Raw genomic sequence first — 23561 nt, forward strand, 5'->3', positions numbered from 1 at the left:
AAGTATTCAATGACCGAATTTCAGGATATCAGGATTGTCGAGTTGAACGACGGCGCATCGGGATCCGTAGAGGGACCACTCACGACAATGGTCCTGCAGCTTTCGGCAGATACCCCCGCGGCTTGGTCCGATTCCTTCAACGAGACATGGAAAGGCCGCGCATCCGTCATGAGGCGGGCGGCTACTGCATCCGGGAACATGATAATATTGGCATGCATGCCCTACGAGCTGCAGAGTCAGATCGCGGAGTTGAACAAGGTTGTCGCCGAGACCAATGCTTCCTATCGAGACACAGCCGAACAAGCGGCAGCTAGGCAGGCCGCCGAACTCAAGCATTTGAAGGCCACGCTGAAATATAACTAGGATCACGAGGCGCACCGATTGAGGACACTCTCTGGTTTGGTGTCGTTACCCCATCCTCATTCGGGCTATGTCAGTCATATTGATGCGACTTCCTCGCTGATAGCTGAAGACGGCTTCATAGGAAGCGTCGCCGTCCGATGGCACAGAGCCAGCAGTGTTTCGATCCGTGATAGATTGAATGAAGATGTCGGGCCGTGAGACCCCGTGCTGTTAAACCAGATGGTCGAGCTCACGGTCGGCTGCCATTGGACTGTCTCCTGCTCGGTTATGTCACCGGAACAGAACGCCCTGGCAGGCCAGTAGTTTCACCGCGTGCGGGGGGCGTATAAACTGGAGCTCCTCGTGCGAAGACGCGAACTGGATGCTGTTGGTCGACGGGTGATCATTATCCACCCGATGACGACCTGAACAAGCTGAGGCATTCTCATTTCCAGGATTTCTGCTATCGTCCACATGTCACGGGAGTAGGCGTCATGGTTGCAGCGAGTTTGGTGCCGGGTGCGTTTTACTGGGCGAAGTCCTCGAAGTACTTCGACGGACGAGCAACGATCGTTCAGGTCTCCACGGTCTTCGGGGACGATCCTGCCTACTGGACGCTGGCGCTCTTGGGAACCGATCAGCACGCCATGCCCGCGGACTTCGAGATCATTGCTTCGGTGGAGCTCCCAGAAGAGTACCCTCTCCGTCAAGCCGCCGAGTGAACGTCAATCAGGCAAGCGAAGGACGGGCGGCGACGGAGGAAGCCCTCATAGGGCGCTCACACCGACAACCGGTTTTCCTTTAATCGAAGCACGACGACCAACCCGCTCGGGGTCCAGTCGTAGCAGATCGAACCGTCGAGCTGACCGGTGACGGCGCGATGGAGAAGTTTGCTCCCATAGCCATCGGAACTTGCGGGAGGTTCGACGACGGGACCGCCCTGCTCGCTCCAGGCGATTTCAACCTCACCTTCCGCTAGAACGCCAGACACGTCCAGGGTCCCCGTTTCCACCGAGAGCGCGCCGTATTTGAGGGAGTTGGTGGCCAGTTCATGAATGACGAGTGCAAGGCTCGTCGCCGACGACTCGCCAACGCCCATCCGAGGAACTGCGACGCGAATGCGCCCCGCAAAGGCGCCTTCGTCGTCGTAGGGTGCGAGCAGAACGGTGAACAGATCTCCAAGAAGGGCAGCATTTCCCTGCCCGCCCTTGAGCGGGCGGACGAGGTCGTGGGCACGCCCGAGCGCCGTCAGGCGTTGCGTGAGCTGGCTGACCATCTCCTCCTTCGACGTCGTCGACCGGGAGGTGATAGCGGTAAGACCGGAAGCGAGTGCCAGGAGATTCTTGACGCGGTGGCTCATTTCGCCGGCGAGCAGTTCGTGCCCTTCTTCCGCTTGTTTGCGACCGGTAACATCCAAAAATATTCCAGACATCACTCGGGCGACGATGCCGGCGTCGTTGCCTTGACCGCGCGCGGAAATCCAACGGACGTGGGAGGCGTCCGTCAATATCCTGAAGTCAATCTCATATGGGCCGGCAATCACTCGGGTGGCGACAAAGGCGGATCGGACTCTGTCGCGGTCGGCCGGATGAATCTTCGCCGACAAGCGCTCGAAGGTCAGCGGCCTCCCCCGCGAGACCTCCCAGAGTTCGTATCCTTTGGCGTCCATCAAAAAGGTACCGTCGTCGACGTTCCAGGTCCAAAGGGCGACGCCTGCGGCCTTGATCGCACTGCGAAGCTGCTCGGGGTTCCAGTCTGGCTCGCCGTCGGTTTCGTGATCGGTCACAAGATCTCTCTGCGTCGGAAGAACTTTACTCACCGGAGAAGGGTGGTTGCCTTTATATAGTTGAGATGCGCCGGATTTCCTGAAATTCGCTGGATTTTATCGGCAGAGCGCGTGATTCACGCCTGCTAAGCGGTCAGCCGCCGAAGTGTGTGAGCGAGATCGTCGACATCGTAAGGCTTGGGGAAGAACACACCGCGCTCAGGGAGGTCGTCCCTGCTGATCGTCACCCTCCCCGACACGACGATGATCCCGATGAGTGGCCATCTTTCGCGGACTGAGGCGGCCAGCGCCAAGCCATTCATAGTCCCCGGCATCTCGACATCGGTCAGGACGACGGCGATGTCGCTCCTGCCTTCCAAGATGAGGACCGCATCATCCGCGTTCGTCGCCTCGAGCGCTTCCAGTCCGACCGCTTCGACGACGTCCACCGCCATCATCATCAGCAGGGGCTCGTCTTCGACGACGAGAACTACGTTTCTTCCGTGAGGATGCCTCATGCCATATTACCGTGGATTATAACCGTGAACCTCCGCACTTCTGTTTGGTTCCCGAGCGTCCACGACTTCGAGCGTCCGTCGTGACATGAGTGGTCGCTCGGTGTACGTCGGGTGATCGCATGCCGTGAGAATGGCGATGCCCGATCGCATCCTGCTCCTCGAAGACGAACCCTTCATCGCCCTTGATCTCGAGGGAGTATTGGAGGAGCACGGCTATGACGACGTCGTGGCCATCGTCGATCCCCACCTCTCGGACGGTCTTTGAAGCGCGGTGGTTCGTCATCTCGCCAGGCGGCAGGTTCCCTTTGTCGTATATTCGGGCGAACCCGGATCACTAATTGACGAAGAGCCCGCGTTCGAAAACGGCGAACACCTTTCCAAGCCGGCCATGCCGGACGATGTGATAGCGGCAGTCAGGCGCGCTCTTGCAGCGGTGTGAGAGCGCCCTCGGTTTCTGAACAGCGGCGGCTTGACGACGGCCTGACCGACTCCATTATCGCGGATGGATCATAGCGCTTCGCCTCAACATGGAACCATCCAGACCGCCCTGATGTGCCAGGAACGATGGAGGATGCGAGGCGATGTCCGACGCGACCGTGGCGAAGGCGCTTCTCGTGCTGGCCGACGCGGCATAAACGCTGCCCATCGCGTAAGGCCGCGCGATTGGAATGTGGGCGCTCCGCCCCAATTTGATATCGACGTCAAGAAGGAGAACAGCATGACGACTATCACCTCCCATGTCGGCGAGCACGACGGCGGCTTCGGCTACCGTCTTGGAGACGTGTGGTCGGAGACCTATCCGGACCACGATAGCGCGCTCGCTGCCGCTAAGTCGGCGGCCCAGCGTCAGCACATTGAAGGCCGCGATGCCGAAATTTCATATCAGCTCGCCGATGGTCGGTGGCAGACGGAACATGCCAATGGCGGCGACCGCCCGGATACGGAAGTTCTCGACGACGAAAAGGGGGACGGGTGATGGGCGTCCGTGATGAGCGTCCTGACAGGATCTGCCTCAGCGGTAATGTGCGCAGTGCCGTCCGCGGCGACCCAAAAGGGATCGGCATCTGTCACTGCGCGGACTGCCGGCAGGAGAGCGGCTCCGCATTCACCTACTTCGCCATATGGCCAGCCGATCAGTTCGATGCGGACGCCGATTCTGTCTGGAGTGCGGATCGCGCGTGTACTCCGCGGACGAGAAGCTGAGATCAAGCCGGGCGTCCTTTCCGAAGCGCCGACGCCCCTCGCCCGACATATGCGCTCTGGATCAAGCGCCGCCAGGCATGGCAGCGCCCTGTCGACGGTGGCCGTAGTTCCAAGAGGATCGGTTTTAGCAAATCGACGATCGCTGCCGAGTCACGCTTTTGGATATGCTTCAGAGAACTGCCAGTGATTTGGTGCTCCACGTCGTTCGGACGGACAAACAGTAGCGGGTTCCCGCCATTTACGATGGCCCATGGCTACGCTGCCTTGGTTTGCCACCACCCTCAATATTTGACAACAGCACAACTTAGGAGTTAAAAATCTCACTGCCTTTGAAAGGTTTGTTTGAGTTGCCCGATGGATTGTTGGATATCCTCTCCCTTTGTTGTGCGCTCGCATTGCCCTGGCACCGTAGAGAATAATCCGGCAGGGCACCGCGCTGCCATATAATTTAGAAAAATCAATTGCATACTGCCGCGCTGCGGCGGGGAACAAAAAGCTCCTCTAGGTGTTTCTACCGCACTGGATCCTCATCTTATCCACAAATGGAGGAAAACATCTATGAAGAAAATTATCTTCGCGGCGGCAATTTTCGGGGCATCTGCCGTTGCAGCCTTTGCCCAGACAACACCGGCACCATCTCCGGATGGAAACACACCTGCGGTTGCAACTCCAGACACTAAAAATCCGACTGCGCCCGTTGAGGGCGCCAACAGCTTCACCGAAGCCCAGGCGAAGGATCGCATTACGGAAGCGGGTTACACCGACGTCAAGGATCTCAAGCTCGATGACAAGGGGATCTGGATGGCCGCCGGCATGAAGGACGGGAAAGCCGTCGCCATTGCTCTCGATTATCAAGGCAACATCGTCGCCAAGTAACCCCAGGGAGAAACATCATGAGAACTGTAACCGGACTTTTCGACGACTATTCGGACGCTCGCTCCGCCGTCAGCAAATTGGAAGCGGCAGGCATTCCCTCCAACGACATCAGTATCGTCTCCAACAAGGCTGGTCGCATCGATCGCGACTCTGACGTTGGCGAGGATGCCGCGACCGGCGCTGGCATTGGCGCTGCCGTCGGTGGCGCTGGCGGCCTGCTCACCGGACTGGGCCTGATGGCCATTCCCGGTGTCGGACCGGTGGTTGCCGCAGGCTGGCTTGCCGCGACTGCGGCCGGGGCTGTCGCCGGCGCCGTCGCTGGCGGTGCCGCTGGTGGCCTGATCGGCGCCCTCACCGACTCCGGTGTCTCGGAAGATGATGCTCACCTCTATGCCGAAGGTGTCCGCCGTGGTGGCAGCTTGGTTACGGCCAAGGTCGACGACGCCCGCGCCTCCGAGGCGCAGGCTATTCTGCAGGGTTCAAACTGGGTCGACCCGGTCGAACGTCGGCGCGCCTATAACGACCAGGGCTGGACCCGGTTCGACGACACGCTCGATCCATATGCCCCTGAGCAGATCGCGCAGGAGCGCGACCGCTATAGGCGGACGATCTAACCGCCCTTGAGCTCAACCCTCCTTGCATCTCGCAAGGAGGGTTGAAGCGTTGATCTCGAGTTGGACGCGGGGTGGAGCAAAGCCACCAATGGCCGCCCTTCGCACCAAAGGCGCCATTGGAGCTTCAGTTGGTGCCGCTGCGGTCGATGAGGGCGCAGCCCATAAGTGAACGTGGTCGGCACCCCCCTGAAGATGCCGCGAGTGGTCCACTTCGCTCAATCTGTTTCCTCCAAAGACGCCGTATCCGATTTCCTCCTCCCTTGAACATTCGTGGCACAGTCGCATTTGAGTGTGAGGAGGAGGAGGACAAGAAATGGTTGAAATAACAACGCTGTCGGAGGTCACTAACGACGGCAAACTGTCGCTGGGGGCGACGGCTTCCAGCAAGGGTCTGTTCGATTTCTACGGCGACGATCTTCGCGCGTGGTTCCATGGCCAGAGAGCGGCACACGTGCCATCATGGTCGGTGCCGGCACCGTCCTTTCGGATGATCCAGAACTCACGGTGCGTCACGCACCAGGGCCAAATCCGTTGCGGATCGTACCCTCGTCCATGGGCAGGCTGCCCCTCGACGCAAAGCTTTTCAACGACGGCTATCCGACGGTCCTCGTCGTCTCCCGCGCGGCGAAGGAAGCCGATATCGAAGCGCTTAAAAGCAAGCCCAATGTCGAAGTGGTGCGATGCGGCGAACGCCGGGTCGACCTCCCCGGCTTGATGAACATTCTCAATGCTCGCGGGATCAAAAGCATGATCGTCGAAGGCGGAAGTCGCCTGCTGCACAGCCTGCACGAGGTGCGCTTGGTCCACCGGATCGTCATAAAACATATCCCCGTCGTCACTGGATCGGCGGATGCCCCGAGCTATATGCGCTCTGACGAACATAATCTGGCGTTCGAATTGTCGAAATGGCGACTGGTCGAGTGCTTCACAAAGAGTGGAATTGCCGTGACGATCTACGAGCCTGGAACGGCGCACACATGACCTTCATCGGAAAGCAAGATCTGCTGGATATCGGGGAACGCGTCGCGGCGCGAGCCGGCACAAATCCACCTCCGGTATATGATATTCGCATCGACGCTGAAGCTCTCCGCGGCAATGAAGATCCCAGCCTTCGGCGATTTGTCCAACATCAGGCGCTGATGCGCAGTTATCAGGGTCGTTATGTCTTGCTGCCAAGCGCAGCGCCTTCAGGCTCGATCCTGTCGCCGCTCCAGAAGCACTACGATGCCCGCGAGATGCTGCGTCTCGACGAATTGCGCGCAAACCTTGAAGACGAACTGGTTGGCCCGCCGGTTGCCGAGGCACGCAGCCTTGGCCATAGACAAGATTGCGCCGGGTATGTGGCAAACCTTATACCCAATCTCAAAGCGAACAGGCCGAGCGGCTTCCTTGAGTTTTTGGACAGCTCCAGCAACCGGGACCATTACTACCGGAACTTCCTGCTTCAGTCCTCTGTCGATTTGCTGGCGGAAGCCTCCGCCTCCGCGCTCGGCGTCATCGGCGAATATGGCGAGCCTCAGTCCGCACTCTTCCGCATTCTCATTGATGAGTTCGGATACGCCGACGCTGGAGCTGCACAACGTCATCCATTTCATGTTCCAGAGCCCTCGCAATCTGTTTCTTCAAATTGGCTTCCTCCTCTTTGCCGAAGCAAGCTACCAGCGATCCACGGAGGAGCACTTCCGATATCTCCAGCGCTTCCATCCCGGCGTAGACGCGCATTACTTTGGCGACCATGCGCACATCGACATCCACCATTCCGCAATGGTTGCCGACGAGGTGGTCGCGCCCTTGGTGTCCAAGTACGGTCCCGAGGCCAACTGACGAGACTGGCCTTCGAGCGGTCGGGAGATCATCTGCTGGCCGTGACCTTGGCATTCGAGGCCGCGGTGAAGGCAGGACACGCCGAGTTTGGCATGCCGACAAATTTGGCCTCGCCTGGTCGCTGCGCGGTTCCCGCGACGAACTGGAATACGGGTTCGGCTCTGCAGATCGGCGGCATTGGTTTTTTGACCGACCCGTCCGCCTTCAAGGTTTTTCCACCGTTGTCGGTCGGTCGCGAGGTTGTGCCATGAGTGAGGCGGCAAGCTGGATCGGTCAGGACCTTCCCACGATCGTCAGGGACGGAATAGAGTATTTTCTGCTCTACCAAAGCGCGCTTTACCTGATCCCGAATAGGTGCCCACACCGTGGAGGTCCGCTCAAATTTGGTTTCGTCAATGAGCGTAATCAGATTGTCTGCCCGATGCATCACAACGCCTATTCTATAGAAAAGCTGATTGCCCGCGATACGACCCTCAAACTGACCGCGGTGCCAGTATGAGCGTCGTCCATGGTTTGGTTTGGGAAGATGGTCCGCTTAAGCTCGCCAACGTGGTGACGCTCAGTCGCGGCCTGTTGATAGCCCCTATATTGCTGCTCCTCAGCTATGGGTATGCTGGGCCGGCGCTTGTCCTCTACCTGATTGCATCCATGACCGACCTCGTCGATGGATGGCTCGCCCGACGGACAAAGCGAGCGTCCGAGTACGGCCCCGCCTTGACGCCATCGTCGACAACATCTTCTCCGTCGCCATTCTGTTTTTTCTACTCTCGTCATATCCCGGCCTCGCGTCCCGCCACGGAGTTGCGTTGGCAGTCCTGTTCGGCGGCCCGGTAATCTATCTGCTCGTTTCGTGGCTGCAGACTCGACGCCTGCTGATGTTCCATTTTTCGTCCGACGTCGGGCTCAGCAGACTCGAACAGGTGATTTTCATTCTGCGCCGAGGTGTCGATCAGGATGCGCCACACATGTTCGCCTTGGTGGAACGGTCCCATGAGTAGCGTCTTACCCGCTCCTGCTGACGTTATCGAGCGTAGCGGAGGCAGCCACCGGGAAGGTTCTTCGCTCGCGACCGTGAGTTGGGGGGCGCCATCGGCCAAGAGCGCGGTCCGATCGTTACGGGAACGGGATCCGAACGCAATGCGATTGGCATCCACGCGGGGGCGTTCGCGCCCTATCGCGCCATCAGCATCGCAACGGGCGCCCTTGACGAAGGTCATCGACCTGATCTCACTCCCACAAAGCCATCGGCAACAATCGGTCCGTTTCCACAGTGGGCACAACCCGGAAAGATCGTCGCACTTGATCCCTGGGGGCACCGGATAGCGGATGACCATGCGGACTCGATTTCCGAGGGCTGGCAAATCCAGCCATCGATTGCGGTCACCGAGGGTCGCCTTGAAATGCCTGAGATATCCAGCGCATTGCAAGCAGGGCACCTCCAAGCCGACGGCCGAATTCTGGATAGCCGTGGTGGAATGAATGTCACAAGGCCGCTGCCGAAGGTGGTATCGAGATCGGGAACCAGATTGAGCTTCCAACGGACCGTGTAGCCGCGGGCGCCGAGGTAGAAATCTCTGCAAAGATTTCGGCGGGCTATTTCACAGAGCCCCGATAGCGTGGGCAGACTTCCAGGCTAAAGCATTCTCGACTTCGCAGCCGGTCCTTCCGCGAGAGCCTCAGTCTGTCAGATGCACGCGCATGTTTTCGTGCAAGATAGACGGCGGGCACGCAGACCAACGAACGTACCCCGCGCGTCGTGACCTGGAGCTCGGTGGATCCCCTTCGAATATCCCGGTCATGAACAACTTATGGGAGCCTATTTCGGATCGGATCGGACATCGACGCTGTCCGATATTACAAGAGTGTGGGGTGCAGGGTACGCCCATCGGTGACCTGAATTTGCCAGATACGGCCGAACCTCCTGCGAGCTGGTTATTTTCGAAGCCTCGACAAACCCCACAATCGCATGATCTCTGCTGGAGCTGAGATTTCTACCGGGATCACGTAGGGGTCTGCAGACCTTAGCGCCGTGACGCTCTTGCGCTTCTTGATCGGAAGCCCGTGGCCCATGTTGCTGACCGAATAGAGGGCCACTTTCAGCTTGCCGCTCACCTTCCATGCCTGCAACCTGCCCCATGGTTTTTCCTCCAATCGGCCGCTGTTCTCTGCAATGCCTTGGACTTCGAGCCACTGCGCGACACAAGCGAGCGCATTGACCGGCTTGACTACCCGGTCTTCCATGCCCTGCCAGATGGTTATCGGAGGCCATGCCTTGGCTTCTGGCGAAATCTCAGCGATGGGTCTTCCCCATCCGGCTGGCGGCGGCGTCGCGCCTGACTTCATCGCTCGCAGGGCGGACATCGTATCGCGGGCGGATCCGAATGGCATGCCGGCTATGATCGCGGCGCCTGCAAACAATGTGGGATAGTTCGCGACAAGTGCACCCGTCATCGCCCCGCCGGCGGACAGCCCCGCGACGAAGATCCTCGATCGGTCGATGCGATGTCGCTCGCATATGTGCTCGACCATCTGCTTGATTGAACGCACCTCGCCGCGGTCTCGGGCGACGGCGCTTGGTCGAAACCAGTTAAAGCAATTTTGCGAATTGTTTGCTCTCTTCTGCTGCGGATAAAGAAGAACGAAACCGCGCTCTTTCGCGAGCTTGGAGAAGCCCGCCGCGACATCCAGGCTTTCGGGAGTCTGATGGCAGCCATGAAGCAAGACGACAAGCGCGGGGTTCTTTGGCAGCCGCGTGGTCGGGACGAAGGATTTCATCACCAAGCGACCCGGATTGCTTCCAAACGCGGTTGTCTCGACCAAAACCGGTTTCGCGGGGCGGGATGGGGAGGTTGTACGTTTCGGTTTGGTTCGAGTCGCTCCGACAGCTTTCCCGATCAGCTTGCTGATTTTCTTTTGGGCTCTGAGGGCCCTTACTAGCGATCTGCCGAAACTGAACTTCATACGTCAAGGTCCTCAACCTGCGATAGGAGCGTTCGCAGACCAGGCTGCGTACCGCTCGGTTCGCGGCTCTCGATGTGTCCTTTTGGAATGCCCCATCTGCGGCTGCGGCTGTCGATCCAATCCGCGGGTAGGGGAACCACGCCGGACCATCGTTGTTCCCTAGACCTTGGCCTTCTCGCCAGCGTCGCTAAAAGAAAGGAACTTGGTCGTCACAGAGACGATGTTTTCATCAAGCCACTGCGCCATTGCCTTCTTCTTCAGCACGATTTGCTTGGAGGGGAGCGCTGATGGCGCCGTAACTGCCGGCGTCGACGATAGTCAGCCCCGATTGAAGGCCGCCGATTCGCAGTTCTCGAAAGCGATTCGCGAATGAGTCCTTCGCCGGAGGACAGTGCCCCCGGGCTCGGGGCGTGCGTGATGAGCGAGATCGCGTCGGTGCAGACCTGCAGTAGTCAGGTTGTCCGCGTTCCTCCCACGCCGGATTCGCGTTGGCCTTATGCCGTGACGCGGCTATGGTTAGGATGAGAGATTTTGCGAACTATTATTCCTACGCCGGTGGCGGTGAAGACTGGCCAGCGAACAAGGCAGACATGTCTATCCAACGTACGAGCTTCTATGTCATGCTAGCGCTGGTGACGATCGCGTTCATCTGGCTGCTTGTCCCCTATTACGCGGCGGTCTTCTGGGCGGTGATCCTCGCGATCATCTTCTTTCCAGTGAACATGCGACTGGCGCTTTTACTTGGAGGCCGTCGAGGCATCGCTGCCCTGCTGACGGTGCTGATGTGCATCGGCCTCGTCATCGTACCGGCATTGATTATCCTCGTTTCTCTTATCCAGGAAGGCACCAGTCTTTACCAACGGATAAGCAGCAACGAAATCGACCTCAATGACTATCTGGTCCGAATTCAGAATGCGTTGCCCGGCTTCATCGACAACTGGCTGAACTCATTGAAGCTGGGCGGCTTTGCGGAGCTTCGCGCGAACATCTCCTCAGGCGCAGTACAGGCAAGCCGGTCGGTCGCCGGCAGCGTGCTGAGTTTTGGCCAAAACACGCTGCAGTTCTTCATCAGCTTCGGGATCATGCTTTATCTGCTTTTCTTCCTCTTCAGGGATGGCGCTGACCTCGGCCGGACTATCCGACATGCAATCCCTCTCAACGACGACTATACCCGCCAGTTTCGCGACAAGTTTTCCGCTGTCGTTCGGGCAACCGTCAAGGGGAATATCATCATTGCTGTGATCCAAGGAACGATCGGAGGCGTGGCATTCTGGGCTCTTGGAGTGGAGGCCGCCCTTTTGTGGGGCGTGACCATGGCGTTCATGTCAATGCTGCCTGCAATTGGAGCAGCACTTGTATGGGTTCCAGCCGCCATCTGGCTAGTTCTCACGGGTGCCTGGTTGAAAGCAGCAATCCTGGTTCTCATCGGCGTATTTGTCATAGGGCTAATCGATAACCTGCTGCGTCCGCCACTGGTGGGCCAAGGGACGCGGCTGCCCGACTATGTGGTGTTGATCTCAACGGTCGGCGGCATCTCCCTGTTCGGCATCAATGGTTTTGTCATTGGCCCCTTGATTGCCGCCCTGTTTATCTCGGCATGGTCGCTTTTCGCCGAACAGCAGATCGCAGACAGATCAGAGAGCAAGGATATCGAATAGAAACTTTATAGGCTGTCCGGCACGTTGGCCAACGGAGGGGCACTGCCCTTCATTGATATTTCATGCCTCCCATGTACTCCACCGACATAGTTCAATCTCGACGACGCGCTTGGACAAGGCGAAGTCTTGTCCATCAAGAGCTGGCCGATCGGGTTGAAGCTGCCAGTTGGGCGGTGACCTGGAAGTATCGGCCGCGCTCGCCGAGCTTTATGTCCACCACGTTTGAGCGGCGCATCTGGGGTGCCTCCCCGTCTTGAGCTTTCCACTCACGACGTTGCCTCACCAAATAAAGTAAGACGTTTACGGTACTTTTTATCGATGTCCTGACCATATGAATGTCCTAAACGACGGCTTGCGCGTGCTCAGAGGAATCCCACCATGGCGAGAACCACGGCGGAATACCCTGACCCGGCACTTGGAGAGTGGCGATGACGAAACTCAGCATCCGACATACCACGACCTACCGTTATCGTTATCCGATTGCGCTCGGGCCCCACCGATTGACCCTTCGCCCTCGAGAAGGGCGCGAACTCCTGCTCGTCAGCCATGACGTCGTTTCATGGCCAGATGCAAAAATGAGTTGGGCGACCGACGTGTTTGCGAATGCCGTCGCGACGGCTAGGTTCGCGGAGCCAACGGATTGCCTGAAAATCGACAGCAAAGCGGTGGTCGACCTAACGTCGGCAGCCTGGCCGGTTTTCGATATCGCAGCGTCTGCCATCACTTACCCCTTTTCCTATGGTGAGCACGAATGGAAGGATCTTGGTGGCCTGCGAGAAGTCCAATACCCCGATCCTTCCAACCTGTTTCAGCAGTGGGTACGGGCGTTCGTTAGATCCGGCTCGACTGATACCCTCTCGCTTTTAAAAGACCTCAGCGGCGGCGTGTCGAACGAGATTACCTATCAAAGCCGGGAGGCCGAGGGGACGCAATCACCACTGGAAACTCTTGCTGTTCGATCTGGCAGTTGTCGCGATTTCGCGGTCCTTTTTGCTGAAGCCGCCCGGCTTCTGGGTTTCGGCGCGCGAATCGTGTCAGGATACCTTTTCAACCCCAATCAGATGCTCTTTGGCTCGAGGGACAGCGGAACGACCCATGCCTGGGTAGACGTGTTTCTCCCCGGCGCCGGATGGATTACCTTCGACCCGACAAGTCGCTCCATGGGTGGTGCAAATCTCATCCCTGTGGCAGTGGTCCGTGATATTGCGCACGCAGTGCCGATCTCCGGCGGCTTCACTGGCGCCGCCAATGCGTTTGTGTCGATGGACGTCGCCGTCGAGGTTTCTGAGTTGTGACAGGCCCTGAGCGTCACAGGGGGCTATATTGCGATCATCGTTTAGTGAGCTGAACGCGCCGGTGGCCTTCGTCAGACGCGGGCCATTGGACCATCGGTCCATCTCATCGTAGGGTCCGCCCTTATACCAACCGCACGCCGCGCCAACGGCTATGCCGATTGCCATTCCAATTGGGACGCTGTCGAGCATCGTTGCACCGAATGCCGCCCCCAGACCGGCACCTACCCCGATCCCGAAAGCAGTTGCTCGCGCGGTCACTGGCCGCCCTCTCTCACTGTCGGCGACGCCGACGGTCGTGGCTCGACTTCTCCTGGGGTGAAAAAAGTGAGACACGCCACAGCAAGAATGATCGCGATGACGAAGATGGTCAGCACCAATTTGATCATGCCTTTTGCGGCTTTTTGGTCTGTTTGGCTCATGCCGATTACAACATCGAGTTACCATAGAAGTTCCGGGCACTCGGCATCGATTGCGGTTTGCCCGCGACGGATCGATTTTCACCCTCGGCAGAGTGCCGCTGCTCGGGCGATCCGTGTCGTTCTTGGGCGTCTGGTGAAAGGCTGGGCCCACAGTTGAATTTAACTGGATGCTCCAATCGCTCCCGGGTCTCGGGTGGCGGCCGGTTAAGCCGTTAGTAGCTTGACGACTTCATCAAGCGTCTCTTTGATCGGATAATAGCTCGGTCCGCCATCCTTCTGCAACACGGAGACATAGATGTGGGGGCTGCTGGGAAAAGGCCCGACGGCGACAACGTGTTCAGGATTAATGAAGACGAGTGGATCGTTAGGTCCTACGTAGTGGAACCGTACCAGTCTCATCTTGTCCTCCCAAGATTAACTATTCCCGCCTAGAACGAGAAAAGTCGCGGTTGCTTGCAGGGCATCTCGTGGTGCCGGCAGGTATTTGAAGGTGCTACGGATCCAATTATGGAGCTGATCTGCGCTTCCGCCTACAAGGAGAACGGACGCTCGCCGTAGTGGCGACGCTCCCGGATGGCTCTGAACCGATCAACGGAGCGGCTACCTTGATTGTCCCGCATGGGATAAGGTTTCGATCATCGTTTTAGTGAACTGAACGCGCCGGTTGCCGCCCAAAACTGGTGCGCAACGCCTCCAGCGCGTTCTTGATCGTGGACGCGCAGAGCGTGAAGAACACGGACACGGCGGATTTGAAGGGCTATTACGCGGGCAAGTATGTCTCGGGCATCAAGCGCCAACAGGAACGGAAACCCGCCGCTGCAACCCTGAAAAGAATTGAATCGAACTCGGAAGAAGATTCCGTAAGCCATTGAAAAATGATTCGTTTCGAGTCGGAACGAATCACCTTCGCACGTCTTTGAGTCGCGACTCAGTGATTCGGAGGATGCGTCCATGCCATCGGGACATCGCGCGCAGTGGAAGGGCTTCTTACGGTTTGGCGAGGTAAGCTGCGGCGTGGCGCTCTACACAGCCGCCAGCACATCCGAGCGCATCACCTTCAACACCATCAACAAGGCGACGGGGAATCGGGTCAACCGCATCTTCATCGATAGCGAGACCGAGGATCCTGTTCCGAAAGAGTTACAGACCAAGGGCTTCGAGATCGACAACGGTCAGTACATAATCATCGATCCGGAAGAGGTCGCCGCGACCATCCCAGAGAGCAACAAGACCTTTGAGGTCGAGGCCTTCATCCCATGCTCAGATGTCGATGACGTATATTTCGACAAGCCCTATTACCTCACGCCGGACAAGATGGGCGGGGACGCTTTCGCAGCGCTTCGAGATGGCATGAAAAAGTCCAAGGTAACCGCCATTGCGCGGACAGTCCTGTTCCGCCGGATGCGCACCGTCCTCATTCGCCCTCATGGCAAAGGCCTCATCGCCACCACTCTGAACTACGACTACGAGGTTCGGTCTTCGAAGAAGGCGTTCGAAGGAATGCCGAAGATCAAGATCGAAGGCGAGATGCTCGATCTGGCCAAGCACATTATCTCCACGAAGAAGGGCGAGTTCGACCCGGCGGCGTTCGACGACCGCTACGAAGCGGCGCTTGCCGACCTCGTGAAGGCCAAGATGGAAGGCCGCTCACTGCCGAAGCCGAAGAAGGTCGAAGTCTCGAAGCCGAACAATCTTCTGGCCGCGCTCCGCGAGAGTGCCGGAATGATGAAGGCCGCCGACAACAAACCGAAACGCACTGCCGCCAACGCCAACAAAGGCACCGGTCGGGAGCGCGCCGCGCGCGGAGAGGCCTCGAAAGCCGCCTCTTCCGGGGCTGCTCCGCGGCGCAAGGCCAGCTAGGGAAATAGGCCATGGCTCCGAGATATTACTGGAAGGGCTATCTTAAGCTGTCACTCGTCACCTGCCCCGTGGCGATGACCCCGGCGACTTCGGAATCGGAAAAGGTCCGCTTCCACACCCTGAACAAGGACACGGGCAACCGCGTCGTATCGCAGTACATTGATTCCGTGACGGGAAAGCCCGTCAAGGACGAGAACGAAGCGAAAGGCTACGCCCGCGGCGAGAATGACTATGTCATCCTAACCGACGACGACCTTGATCGTGTTGCCCTAGATACAGTGAAGACCATCGACATCGAAAAGTTTGTTCCGGCCAACAGCATCGAATGGGTCTACCTGGAGAAGCCGCACTACCTAATGCCGGACGACGCCGTCGGCAACGAGGCATTCGCTGTCATCCGGGAAGCCATGAAAGCCGACAACGTGGTTGGCGTGTCCAAGCTCGTCATGGGTCGCCGTGAGCGAGCCGTTATACTGGAACCCCGCGACGAGGGTATCGTCCTGTGGTCGTTGCGCTTCGGCGATGAAGTCCGGCCTGAGGAAAGCTACTTCGAAGACATCGACGAAGAGGCTGATCCAGATCTTGTTCCCCTGGTCCAACAACTCATCAAGCACAAGACCAAAAGGTGGTCGCCGGACATGGTGGGCGATCCGATACAGAATGCCTTGCTGAAGCTCATCGAGGAGAAGAAGAAGCTTCTCAAGCCGAAGAAGGCGGCCAAGGGAAAGAAGGAGCAGGCCGCTCCGGCTTCCAACGTGGTCAACATCATGGATGCGCTTCGCAACAGCGTCGAAGCTGAACTCAAGAACAGGAGGGCGGGTTGACATGCATCTGGCGGATATGAGGATCGAGCACGAAGCTGGCCTCGCGCCGCTAGCGAGACGCTCCTCGACGAAGAGCCAGACCAATCGACCGTCCTGCGGCCTACGAATGATCGATTTCCGCCGACGGCCGACGAAGTTGCCTTCTAATGCAGCCAGGAAGCCAGCCATGGTCTGTTCGACATCCATCACCGTGGGGGGAACTTCGGACACACCGCTTCATGCTCACTTCGCACACCTTCGGAAGTTCAGGCGCGCGTCGTCGGGCGTTTCGGAAGTTGGATGCAATCGCCGAGCACGCGTTTTCGCGTTGCCATGAGGACAGGTCGGTGGCAATTTCCCGCGGTCACAGACGGCCCGACAGGACACGCCATTTGACCGAAACAAAATTGCGATCAGCAGACCCGGAACTGGAACACCAGGTCCGGCGAGGTCTGCCATCGCTTGTTCTCGCCGCCTTAGGCGTCGTCTATGGCGACATCGGTACTAGCCCGCTCTACGCATTCAGAGAGGCTCTCCATGCCACGGGCGGATCGGGAGCGCACCACGCGAACGTGCTCGGCATCCTTTCGCTGATCGTCTGGGCGCTCACGATCGTCGTCACCTTGAAGTATGTGACCTTCGTGCTGAAGGCGGACAACCGGGGCGAAGGCGGCACGCTATCTCTCATGACTCTCGCTCGCGAAGGTCTTGCGGGACGCCCGAAGTGGGTACTTGTCCTCGGTGTGATTGGCGCCTCTCTTTTTCTCGGCGACGCGATCATCACGCCGGCGATCTCCGTTCTGTCTGCGGTCGAGGGTATCGAGGTGGTCGCCCCGGCGCTGTCCGACTGGGTCGTGCCTATCACTCTTACAATCATAGCGGCGCTGTTTTTCGTCCAGCGGTTCGGCACGAGCGGGGTGGCGTCGGTATTCGGTCCGGTAACGGCTCTGTGGTTTGTCGTCCTTGGCCTCAGCGGGGCGATCCACATATTTGACGATCCGTCGGTGTTGGGCGCAATCAATCCGGTCCACGCGTTCCGATATGTCGCCAACAACATTGGTTCGGCCATCGCGGTGCTTGGGGCCGTCTTCCTTGCCGTGACCGGGGCCGAGGCCCTCTATGTCGACCTTGGACATTTCGGACGCCGCCCGATTGTCGTCGCGTGGTTTTCACTCGTCTTCCCCAGTCTGCTTCTGAACTACTTCGGCCAGGGCGCGTTCGTGCTCGCGAACCCGCAGATGGCCGAGCATCCCTTTTTCAGCATGCACCCAGAATGGGCGAGAATCCCGATGGTCTGCCTGGCGACCGCAGCAACGGTCATCGCCAGCCAGGCCGTGATTTCCGGCGCCTACTCCCTCGTCCGTCAGGCGATGCACCTCAACCTGCTTCCGCGCCTGCGCATCCTCCATACCTCCGAAACGCAATCCGGGCAGATCTTCATGCCGCAGGTGAACAACCTGCTATTCATGTTCGTGGCTGCACTGGTGCTCTTCTTCCAAAACTCGAGCGGCCTTTCCGCCGCCTATGGTATCGCCGTGACAGGCGAAATGTTCATCACTTCGATCCTCCTGTTCATCGTGATGCGCCGTATCTGGAGCTGGAAGCTGGCGGCAGCTCTTGCCGTCATCGTGCCGATGTCACTGATCGACGCCGGGTTTCTAGCCGCCAACATCGCGAAGTTCGCAGATGGCGGATGGGTTCCGGTTGCGGTGGCCTCGACCATGGCGCTCGTCATGCAGACATGGACGGCGGGGCGTCGGCTGTTTGCGGCGCGCACCAAGGCCGACGAAATCCCACTCGCGGTGATCATCGACAATCTGGCCCGGAAGAAACCACTCACGGTGCCTGGAACTGCGATGTTCTTGACAAGCGACATCGAAGGCGCGCCAACCGCGCTTCTCCATAGTCTGAAGCACTACAAGGTGCTCCACGAGCAGAACATCATTCTCAGCGTCGTCACTGCGACGACCCCGTTCGTTCCGGACGATGAGAAAATCTTTCTCGAAAGCTTCAATCGCCACTTCAGCCGGCTGGTGATCACGTTCGGCTACATGGAGACGCCAAACATCCCTCGTGCGCTCGTCCTCGCCCGCAAGCTTGGTCTGAAGTTCGACATCATGTCGACCTCCTTCTTCCTGTCGCGCCGAACGATCCTGCCATCGAAGAAAGGCGGCATGCCGTTCTGGCAGGACCGGCTGTTCATCTGGCTTGCGCAGAATGCGAGCAATGCCACAGACTATTTCGGGCTGCCGTCGGGGCGAGTGGTCGAACTCGGACTGCAGACAACCATCTAGCGGAGCCGATCAGCGCCGCTCTGCCATTACGTTACGAGGAACGCCAATTGTGCGTCTTCTATCTGATTTCGTTGCTGCTGGCGCTCACCGCTGGCTTCGCCTGGGTCACCACCCGTTAATTGAGGCTTTCCCCTCCGTCGGCATCCTCGTCATGGGGCTTGCGGCATCAGCGTTGCTCGGTAAGCGCCGTTTTCTTCGCGCATTGACCAAGAGCGTTCGAGGTTTCGAGCACTACCGCTGTGATAGAGATGGCAATAGTGCGCCAGAAGCGGCGGTCAGCTTGGAATCCAAGCGAACATTGCTGCGGCCGCCATGACACAGTTTTGGAACGGAACTGCGCCCTTCCTCATTTAGTGGTGGAGTCGATTTGGAAGGGAGACATGTGGATGCAAATCCAAGGAATTTACGCCGCGCTCGCGACAGCAAGCATGGATATAGCGGAGAAATTCTATACTCAACTTTTCGACCGGAAGCCCGATGATCGTCCCATGAATGGGTTGATCCAATGGCGCGACGTCGCAGGCGCGAACGTTCAAATCTTCCATGACAAGGAAAATGCGGGGTCCGGTAGACTGACTATTGTCGTGCCGAAAATGGATAAAGCCCGCAAATCGCTCGAAGAAATTGGCGTGAAGCTCACAGGTGAATCGGAAGGCGACTACGGAAGGATCGCCCAGATCGCAGACCCCGACGGCAATCGTATCACTCTTGCAGAACCGCCCTCGCGGCCTTTCAACACCTAAAGGCATCCCACTGGCGGTGGCTTTGAATGACAAAATGCGATCGCCTTACTCGCTACTCGAATCAACGCTTTTGTCGAATGGCCGCTTCCGAAACACCCCACCTTCCTGACCCCGCTCCTGCGGGGCTTTCTTCCTAGAGGAAAATCTTGAAGCTAGTGGAACTCTCTTCCCAATCGATGCGGGTGCGTTTGCGCTGACGAAGACGAAGACGAATTCGGCCGGTCAGCCTGGCGTGATTAATTGGCCTCGGCAGCCCGAAACTTGCGCACTCTGGCATGTGACCCGCAGGTTTTGTCCGAGCACCATCGCCTGTGGCCGCCACGAGATTGATCCAGAAAAAGCCAGCCGCAATTTGGACCTTCGCACGCACGCACAGGGCGGCGTCCGTCTCGCGATGTCAGCAGTTCGGCAGCTGACTGGGCGACACGGGTGCTGATTGCAGCCAAGTCTTTGGCATCCGCTCGACGCCACCGGATTCTGCCTCCAACGCAGCCCAGTGATTGCTGCAATTGCGCATGCCGGGCCATGCCGGCAACAAGCTCGAGATCGTCTCGGCTGACCGGGCTTTCATCAAATTCGGACAGGAACAGGCGATTGAGCGCCTCACGCAATTCCTTCGCTTGTCTGAGTTCCTTTTCCGCGTCGGACGGCGACCTGCCGGCCCTGACGAGTAAGGTATCGCGTTCTTTGTCGTCGATCAGATCGAGACGACTGGCCCAAGCTACGAGGTCAGTGTAGCTATTCAGGAAATCCGGCCCCCAACTTTCTCCGCGACTATCGACTGTGTTGACGAAGTCGAGCGCCGGATGACCGCCGAGCAGGCTGATGTCGTGGATCGTCTTTCGCGTGTTCATGACTTGAATATCGTTTCCCGGAACGATTTGGACAAGGGCGAGTTGTAACGGGATAAACGATTTTTATTCGTTACCAAGATCGGAGCCCCAATGTTTACCGGCGTCAATAAAAATCAGCTGCGCTTTCTGATATTATGTATAATCTGGGGAAGCACCTGGATCGGAACCAAGGCCGGCATCCAAGCCGTCCCGCCTCTCTTGTTTGCCGGCACGCGGTTCACCGCCGCCGGCGTGTTGCTTCTTCTATACGCGTGGGCGAGTGGCAACATAGTAGGGCTGAAGCTGAGAGACTGTATTCGCATCACCGCCGTCAGTGTGCTGATGATCACGCTCTGCTACGGCCCATTGTTCTGGGGCATGCAGTATATCAATTCCGGGACTGCCGCCGTTCTGGAAATGTCGCTCACACCGATTGCGCTCCTGGTGTTTGCTCTCCTGTTAAGGGAGGAGACATTGAATGGCCGCCGGATCTTCGCAATCGCTCTGGGAGTCACGGGACTCATTGTTCTTTTTTGGCCAGGATCCCCCCGGGAAGCGCCGCCGTCTCCTGACGCTTTCACCGGCGCCAGCCTATGGGGCGGCTTGGCGGTTGCGTCCGCAGCATTCACTTATGGGTACGGCTCGGTGCTGGCCCGTCCACTGCTACGAACCTATCCGGCCTTGTTCGTTGCAGGCGTAACGACCTCGGTTGGGGGCATCGTGCTCCTGGCTGCAGCCTTGGCTTTAGAAGCCGGAGCAGTTTCTGCCCTCTCGGGCGATTGGGGCATAATTGCGTGGCTCGGCTGGCTTTTCCTTGTGATCTTCGGCTCGCTGATCGGCTACACGACTTTCATGCGCCTGCTGCGGGACATCGGTGCATCTCGCGCCGGCAGCTATGCCTTCGTTTCGCCGGTCATCGCTGTCGCCCTTGGCGCCGCTGTCTTCGCTGAGCAGATCACAGTAATGGATGTGATCGGCATCATCGTAATGCTAAGCGGTGCCTATCTCGCTATGTCAGGGGCGCCGGCGCCAGGACATGCCGCTCTCGAAAGCTGAATCCGATTGAACTGAACTCCATTTGTTGCCCGGTTGTATCAGAGGTTGGAGATCAGGGATGGCACGGCGCTGATTACAGACCCGGATGGGCAGTGACCACCTGGCATGAGGGCGCGCGACGGAACTGGGACGGGGATGAGGCCAAGATGCTCGGCCAGCCTGCGACCGAAATTTTCACCGAGGAAGACCGGCTGGACGACGCCACTCAACGAGCCACCCGATTTACTGTTATCAGCGAACCACAGTTAAAGCGGCGATACCGGCCTCATCGGCCGCACGTAAAAGGGCCTCGCGGAATTGTTCCGGGGCAATCTGCCCACTGATTGCGTCGACGCAGGCTTTAACGGCGGCGATATATTCCTCACCATCATCGGAAGGCCACTCATTGATCAGGATTTGCGCTGCATCGCCGAGCGTCCCCACGATCTTGCGCGTTCTCGTACCGCGCAAAGCTAGACCAACCGGCGTGAACGCCGACGATGTATTCCAGCACATTGCGACCCCTCAAGGAACGAATATTGCCACGGCCGCCAGACTATAAGCATATTTGCTAAAATTCGAAATTGAAGATTCTGTGACCGATAGCAACACCGCTGGGACTAGCGTCACTTGAATGCTAGGTAACCGAGTATTTTTCTGTCGTCATTGGAAGAATTACATCGCGTCCGCATTTCGCCAACTTGAGAGGGTTTGGAAATGAACTGTCTGCGTGCGCTGCTTCTTTCTTCTCCATTACTTGCAACCAACTTCTGGACCGCAGACGTCAAGAGCGTTTCCTGGCCCGTCGACACGTCGCTTGATGAACAGGTGTTGGCGCGAGCGTCCGGTTACAGGAAGAAGGCGGCACCGTGTCGCCTGACGTGATCGTGCTCGTCGACTAACCGGGTGACCCGATCTGAAAGGCCATTGCGGACGCCGCGGGATGGCTGGCCTCAACGGTTTAGGGGATGCGATATCAATCATGATGCCGTCATATAAAGTCGGCGGTCGCCATCGTAGATTGTACCGATCGCGTTGAAATCCCAATTGTTGTAGTGCCAACTGCTTCCGGGTGCCTGGCTTCCCCTGGGCGGCTTGGCGTCTCTCACGGCTTTCGAGTCCGCTCGTCGACCGCCCCCCACGCCGTGGGTTCAGGGCGATCCGACGACCGCCCATTCGAACCGGCGCGGGTGAGCTATTTGGCCACGTGCCACACTCCTCCAACGCCATCGCCGTTGACTTCACCGGCTTTCTTATCCTCGACATAGGTGTAAAGCGGCTTACCCTCATGGGCCCACATCTCTTTGCCATCCGCAGCTTTGACGAGAGACCATTCGCCTTCCGCCTTGGCCTTGGCTCCAGCGTAGAACGCCGGCCACTTCTTCAGGCAATCGCTATCGCAGTTGGATTTGCCTTTTGTATCTTTGTCGAATGTGTAAAGCACCATGCCCTTTTCAGTGGCCAGGACCTTGCCCATTTTCGTCTCGACCATCTTGGCCGGCTCGGCCGCAAAAGCAGACACGGTTAAAGCAGTTAACGTACCTATCGCGATCAATATCGTTCTCATGATTTTTCTCCCATTCGGCAGTGCCGGCGGAATGCCAGCGGTACCGATCTAACTGACAAAAACGCCCAACTATGAAAGCGGTTCCGCCCATGGCCCCACGCCGACAGGCGCCGGCAATCGTACGACGGGGTGACACGATGGTCTCTCATCACATGTTCCGGGAAGCGATCGCGCCGCTGGAGCGAGAGCAACCAACCGCACGCTGGCACCTTGAAGGATCGGTCGACTTTCGCTCTAGCGGGGATTTGGGAAATTTGGCGTCACCCGGTCGGCATCGATATCCGTACCTTCGCCGTCGACCGGGTCACCTTGCAGCACATGGTGTTATATAATGGAGAGCCATGTGATAGCCAGAGCCGGTACCGGGAACATAGCCATAGGTAGTCATAATATGTTCGCTCATAGGTAATCCGAGGGGGGCGCATGTCGCCACCCTGACCCGGAGTGCCGCCGATGTCGAAGCGCTGCGTGGGGTGTGATTAGGCATGGAAAAGGACCCCGCAAATGGGGTGATCGGCGTCCAAACGGGGGTCTGACTCATTCCTCGATGATGTTTTGGATTCTACTGGCCTGGTTTCTGAAGGAGAATCAGCGCCATGCGAGCCCGTTTTCGGCTTTTCCGATCTGATCCCTGCCGAGTTGAACGTGGAGGCAGTGCATCACAGACCCGACGTGATCGTCGTCGCCGCATGTGGTCAGTCCCGAGGTTGCAGGTGTCCCGAATGCGGTACGACCTCTCATCGTGTTCATAGTCGCTATCCTCGGATGATTGCCGATCTGCCGTGTGCGGGTCGAAGGATCGAACTGCATCTGACTGTCCGACGCTTCGTTTGTTGTGCCGACCAATGCCGCCGAAAGATTTTCGCCGAGCGCTTCGGTGATGACATAGTCCGACCCATGGCCCGCCGGACAGCACGCCTGGACACCTTGGTTCACCATCTCGCTTTGGCA

At 58.2% G+C, this 23561-nt stretch carries 29 protein-coding genes and 3 pseudogenes; 23 read left to right on the forward strand and 9 right to left on the reverse strand.

Translation table 11 applies throughout. The features are described 5' to 3' along the window. Positions 1–9: 9 nt before the first annotated feature. Together PYR71_RS28930 and PYR71_RS28935 are read left to right on the forward strand one after the other, a co-directional pair. Positions 10–363 carry a hypothetical protein gene (locus PYR71_RS28930; protein WP_275621741.1) on the forward strand — a complete coding sequence of 118 codons (354 nt, stop codon included), beginning with the start codon at positions 10–12 and terminating at the stop codon, positions 361–363. A 473-nt stretch (positions 364–836) separates the two neighbouring features. Further along, a complete protein-coding gene (locus PYR71_RS28935) occupies positions 837–1064 on the forward strand; it encodes a hypothetical protein (RefSeq protein WP_027687076.1) in 228 nt (75 codons plus the stop codon). Between the two features lie 56 nt (positions 1065–1120). Here PYR71_RS28935 and PYR71_RS28940 read toward each other — a convergent pair whose 3' ends face one another. Together PYR71_RS28940 and PYR71_RS28945 are read right to left on the reverse strand one after the other, a co-directional pair. Then, positions 1121–2128: a sensor histidine kinase gene (locus tag PYR71_RS28940; RefSeq protein ID WP_275621742.1), complete on the reverse strand. Its 1008-nt coding sequence runs from the start codon at positions 2126–2128 to the stop codon at positions 1121–1123. Between the two features lie 125 nt (positions 2129–2253). Further along, positions 2254–2625: a response regulator gene (locus PYR71_RS28945; RefSeq protein WP_097582880.1), complete on the reverse strand. Its 372-nt coding sequence runs from the start codon at positions 2623–2625 to the stop codon at positions 2254–2256. A 136-nt stretch (positions 2626–2761) separates the two neighbouring features. On the opposite strand from PYR71_RS28945, the gene PYR71_RS28950 reads away from it, so the two are divergent. From PYR71_RS28950 to PYR71_RS28975, 6 genes and pseudogenes are all read left to right on the forward strand, one after another. Continuing rightward, positions 2762–2890, forward strand: coding sequence for a response regulator (locus PYR71_RS28950; protein ID WP_275617531.1), 129 nt, complete (start codon positions 2762–2764; stop codon positions 2888–2890). A 453-nt stretch (positions 2891–3343) separates the two neighbouring features. Beyond that, entirely contained in the window at positions 3344–3601 is a 258-nt protein-coding gene (locus PYR71_RS28955; RefSeq protein ID WP_097626087.1) for a hypothetical protein, read from the forward strand. Between the two features lie 12 nt (positions 3602–3613). Then, positions 3614–3927, forward strand: a pseudogene (locus tag PYR71_RS28960) (GFA family protein); the annotation flags it as partial. Between the two features lie 459 nt (positions 3928–4386). Continuing rightward, positions 4387–4704 (forward strand): PepSY domain-containing protein, encoded by a 318-nt coding sequence (locus PYR71_RS28965; protein WP_097626088.1) that lies wholly within the window; start codon positions 4387–4389, stop codon positions 4702–4704. Between the two features lie 17 nt (positions 4705–4721). Then, positions 4722–5318, forward strand: a complete 597-nt coding sequence (locus PYR71_RS28970) for a general stress protein (protein WP_017990623.1) — start codon at positions 4722–4724, stop codon at positions 5316–5318. 459 nt (positions 5319–5777) lie between these two features. Further along, the gene (locus PYR71_RS28975; protein ID WP_245426826.1) at positions 5778–6299 is read left to right on the forward strand and encodes a RibD family protein; all 522 of its coding nucleotides are present in this window, start codon (positions 5778–5780) and stop codon (positions 6297–6299) included. A 206-nt stretch (positions 6300–6505) separates the two neighbouring features. Here PYR71_RS28975 and PYR71_RS28980 read toward each other — a convergent pair whose 3' ends face one another. Continuing rightward, positions 6506–6637 (reverse strand): hypothetical protein, encoded by a 132-nt coding sequence (locus tag PYR71_RS28980; RefSeq protein ID WP_275621743.1) that lies wholly within the window; start codon positions 6635–6637, stop codon positions 6506–6508. A 274-nt stretch (positions 6638–6911) separates the two neighbouring features. On the opposite strand from PYR71_RS28980, the gene PYR71_RS28985 reads away from it, so the two are divergent. From PYR71_RS28985 to PYR71_RS29000, 4 genes are read left to right on the forward strand one after another with little or no spacing between them, the layout of a single operon-like run. Beyond that, positions 6912–7142, forward strand: a complete 231-nt coding sequence (locus PYR71_RS28985) for an iron-containing redox enzyme family protein (protein ID WP_275621755.1) — start codon at positions 6912–6914, stop codon at positions 7140–7142. Positions 7143–7183: 41 nt separating this feature from the next. Further along, on the forward strand, positions 7184–7393 hold the full coding sequence (locus tag PYR71_RS28990; RefSeq protein ID WP_275621744.1) for a hypothetical protein: 210 nt from the start codon (positions 7184–7186) through the stop codon (positions 7391–7393). Beyond that, entirely contained in the window at positions 7390–7641 is a 252-nt protein-coding gene (locus tag PYR71_RS28995; protein WP_275621745.1) for a Rieske (2Fe-2S) protein, read from the forward strand. The genes PYR71_RS28990 and PYR71_RS28995 overlap by 4 nt, the downstream gene beginning before the upstream one ends. Continuing rightward, positions 7638–7976, forward strand: coding sequence for a CDP-alcohol phosphatidyltransferase family protein (locus tag PYR71_RS29000; RefSeq protein ID WP_245426830.1), 339 nt, complete (start codon positions 7638–7640; stop codon positions 7974–7976). The genes PYR71_RS28995 and PYR71_RS29000 overlap by 4 nt, the downstream gene beginning before the upstream one ends. Here PYR71_RS29000 and PYR71_RS29005 read toward each other — a convergent pair. Beyond that, positions 7913–8359, reverse strand: coding sequence for a hypothetical protein (locus PYR71_RS29005; protein WP_275621757.1), 447 nt, complete (start codon positions 8357–8359; stop codon positions 7913–7915). The genes PYR71_RS29000 and PYR71_RS29005 overlap by 64 nt on opposite strands. On the opposite strand from PYR71_RS29005, the gene PYR71_RS29010 reads away from it, so the two are divergent. Next, positions 8291–8692, forward strand: a complete 402-nt coding sequence (locus PYR71_RS29010) for a hypothetical protein (RefSeq protein WP_245426836.1) — start codon at positions 8291–8293, stop codon at positions 8690–8692. The two genes, PYR71_RS29005 and PYR71_RS29010, sit on opposite strands and share 69 nt — an antisense overlap. Before the next feature lie 382 nt (positions 8693–9074). On the opposite strand, the gene PYR71_RS29015 is transcribed toward PYR71_RS29010, so the two are convergent. Further along, a complete protein-coding gene (locus PYR71_RS29015; RefSeq protein ID WP_097582877.1) occupies positions 9075–10103 on the reverse strand; it encodes an extracellular catalytic domain type 1 short-chain-length polyhydroxyalkanoate depolymerase in 1029 nt (342 codons plus the stop codon). A 202-nt stretch (positions 10104–10305) separates the two neighbouring features. Here PYR71_RS29015 and PYR71_RS29020 point away from each other — a divergent pair, with 202 nt between their 5' ends. The 3 genes from PYR71_RS29020 (at position 10306) to PYR71_RS29030 (ending at position 13056) form a co-directional block, all read left to right on the forward strand. Then, positions 10306–10476 carry a hypothetical protein gene (locus PYR71_RS29020; RefSeq protein WP_275621746.1) on the forward strand — a complete coding sequence of 57 codons (171 nt, stop codon included), beginning with the start codon at positions 10306–10308 and terminating at the stop codon, positions 10474–10476. 217 nt (positions 10477–10693) lie between these two features. Continuing rightward, positions 10694–11761 carry an AI-2E family transporter gene (locus tag PYR71_RS29025; RefSeq protein WP_097583051.1) on the forward strand — a complete coding sequence of 356 codons (1068 nt, stop codon included), beginning with the start codon at positions 10694–10696 and terminating at the stop codon, positions 11759–11761. A 428-nt stretch (positions 11762–12189) separates the two neighbouring features. Then, positions 12190–13056, forward strand: coding sequence for a transglutaminase family protein (locus PYR71_RS29030; protein WP_275621747.1), 867 nt, complete (start codon positions 12190–12192; stop codon positions 13054–13056). Positions 13057–13310: 254 nt separating this feature from the next. Here PYR71_RS29030 and PYR71_RS29035 read toward each other — a convergent pair whose 3' ends face one another. After that, positions 13311–13475, reverse strand: a complete 165-nt coding sequence (locus PYR71_RS29035) for a hypothetical protein (RefSeq protein WP_275621748.1) — start codon at positions 13473–13475, stop codon at positions 13311–13313. A gap of 695 nt (positions 13476–14170) precedes the next feature. On the opposite strand from PYR71_RS29035, the pseudogene PYR71_RS29040 reads away from it, so the two are divergent. From PYR71_RS29040 to PYR71_RS29060, 5 genes and pseudogenes are all read left to right on the forward strand, one after another. Continuing rightward, positions 14171–14269 (forward strand): annotated as a pseudogene (locus PYR71_RS29040) (IS5/IS1182 family transposase); the annotation flags it as partial. A 157-nt stretch (positions 14270–14426) separates the two neighbouring features. Next, positions 14427–15335 carry a non-homologous end joining protein Ku gene (ku, locus tag PYR71_RS29045; RefSeq protein WP_275621749.1) on the forward strand — a complete coding sequence of 303 codons (909 nt, stop codon included), beginning with the start codon at positions 14427–14429 and terminating at the stop codon, positions 15333–15335. 11 nt (positions 15336–15346) lie between these two features. After that, complete coding sequence (gene ku, locus PYR71_RS29050) at positions 15347–16159, forward strand: non-homologous end joining protein Ku (protein WP_097582867.1); 813 nt, start codon at positions 15347–15349, stop codon at positions 16157–16159. A 371-nt stretch (positions 16160–16530) separates the two neighbouring features. Beyond that, a complete protein-coding gene (locus PYR71_RS29055) occupies positions 16531–18432 on the forward strand; it encodes a potassium transporter Kup (RefSeq protein ID WP_275621756.1) in 1902 nt (633 codons plus the stop codon). Positions 18433–18812: 380 nt separating this feature from the next. Next, positions 18813–19175, forward strand: a complete 363-nt coding sequence (locus PYR71_RS29060; protein WP_275621750.1) for a VOC family protein — start codon at positions 18813–18815, stop codon at positions 19173–19175. A 236-nt stretch (positions 19176–19411) separates the two neighbouring features. Here PYR71_RS29060 and PYR71_RS29065 read toward each other — a convergent pair whose 3' ends face one another. Continuing rightward, the gene (locus tag PYR71_RS29065; RefSeq protein ID WP_275621751.1) at positions 19412–20029 is read right to left on the reverse strand and encodes a CGNR zinc finger domain-containing protein; all 618 of its coding nucleotides are present in this window, start codon (positions 20027–20029) and stop codon (positions 19412–19414) included. A gap of 90 nt (positions 20030–20119) precedes the next feature. Between PYR71_RS29065 and PYR71_RS29070 the strand changes: the two genes are divergently transcribed. Continuing rightward, entirely contained in the window at positions 20120–21064 is a 945-nt protein-coding gene (locus PYR71_RS29070; RefSeq protein ID WP_275621752.1) for a DMT family transporter, read from the forward strand. A 231-nt stretch (positions 21065–21295) separates the two neighbouring features. On the opposite strand, the gene PYR71_RS29075 is transcribed toward PYR71_RS29070, so the two are convergent. Together PYR71_RS29075 and PYR71_RS29080 are read right to left on the reverse strand one after the other, a co-directional pair. Further along, a complete protein-coding gene (locus PYR71_RS29075; protein ID WP_275621753.1) occupies positions 21296–21559 on the reverse strand; it encodes a DUF982 domain-containing protein in 264 nt (87 codons plus the stop codon). Between the two features lie 679 nt (positions 21560–22238). Continuing rightward, positions 22239–22610, reverse strand: coding sequence for a COG4315 family predicted lipoprotein (locus PYR71_RS29080; RefSeq protein ID WP_275621754.1), 372 nt, complete (start codon positions 22608–22610; stop codon positions 22239–22241). 714 nt (positions 22611–23324) lie between these two features. Between PYR71_RS29080 and PYR71_RS29090 the strand changes: the two are divergent. Next, positions 23325–23561 (forward strand): annotated as a pseudogene (locus PYR71_RS29090) (transposase family protein); the annotation flags it as partial.

This window comes from Rhizobium mulingense (assembly GCF_029194105.1).
Lineage (GTDB): Bacteria > Pseudomonadota > Alphaproteobacteria > Rhizobiales > Rhizobiaceae > Rhizobium > Rhizobium mulingense.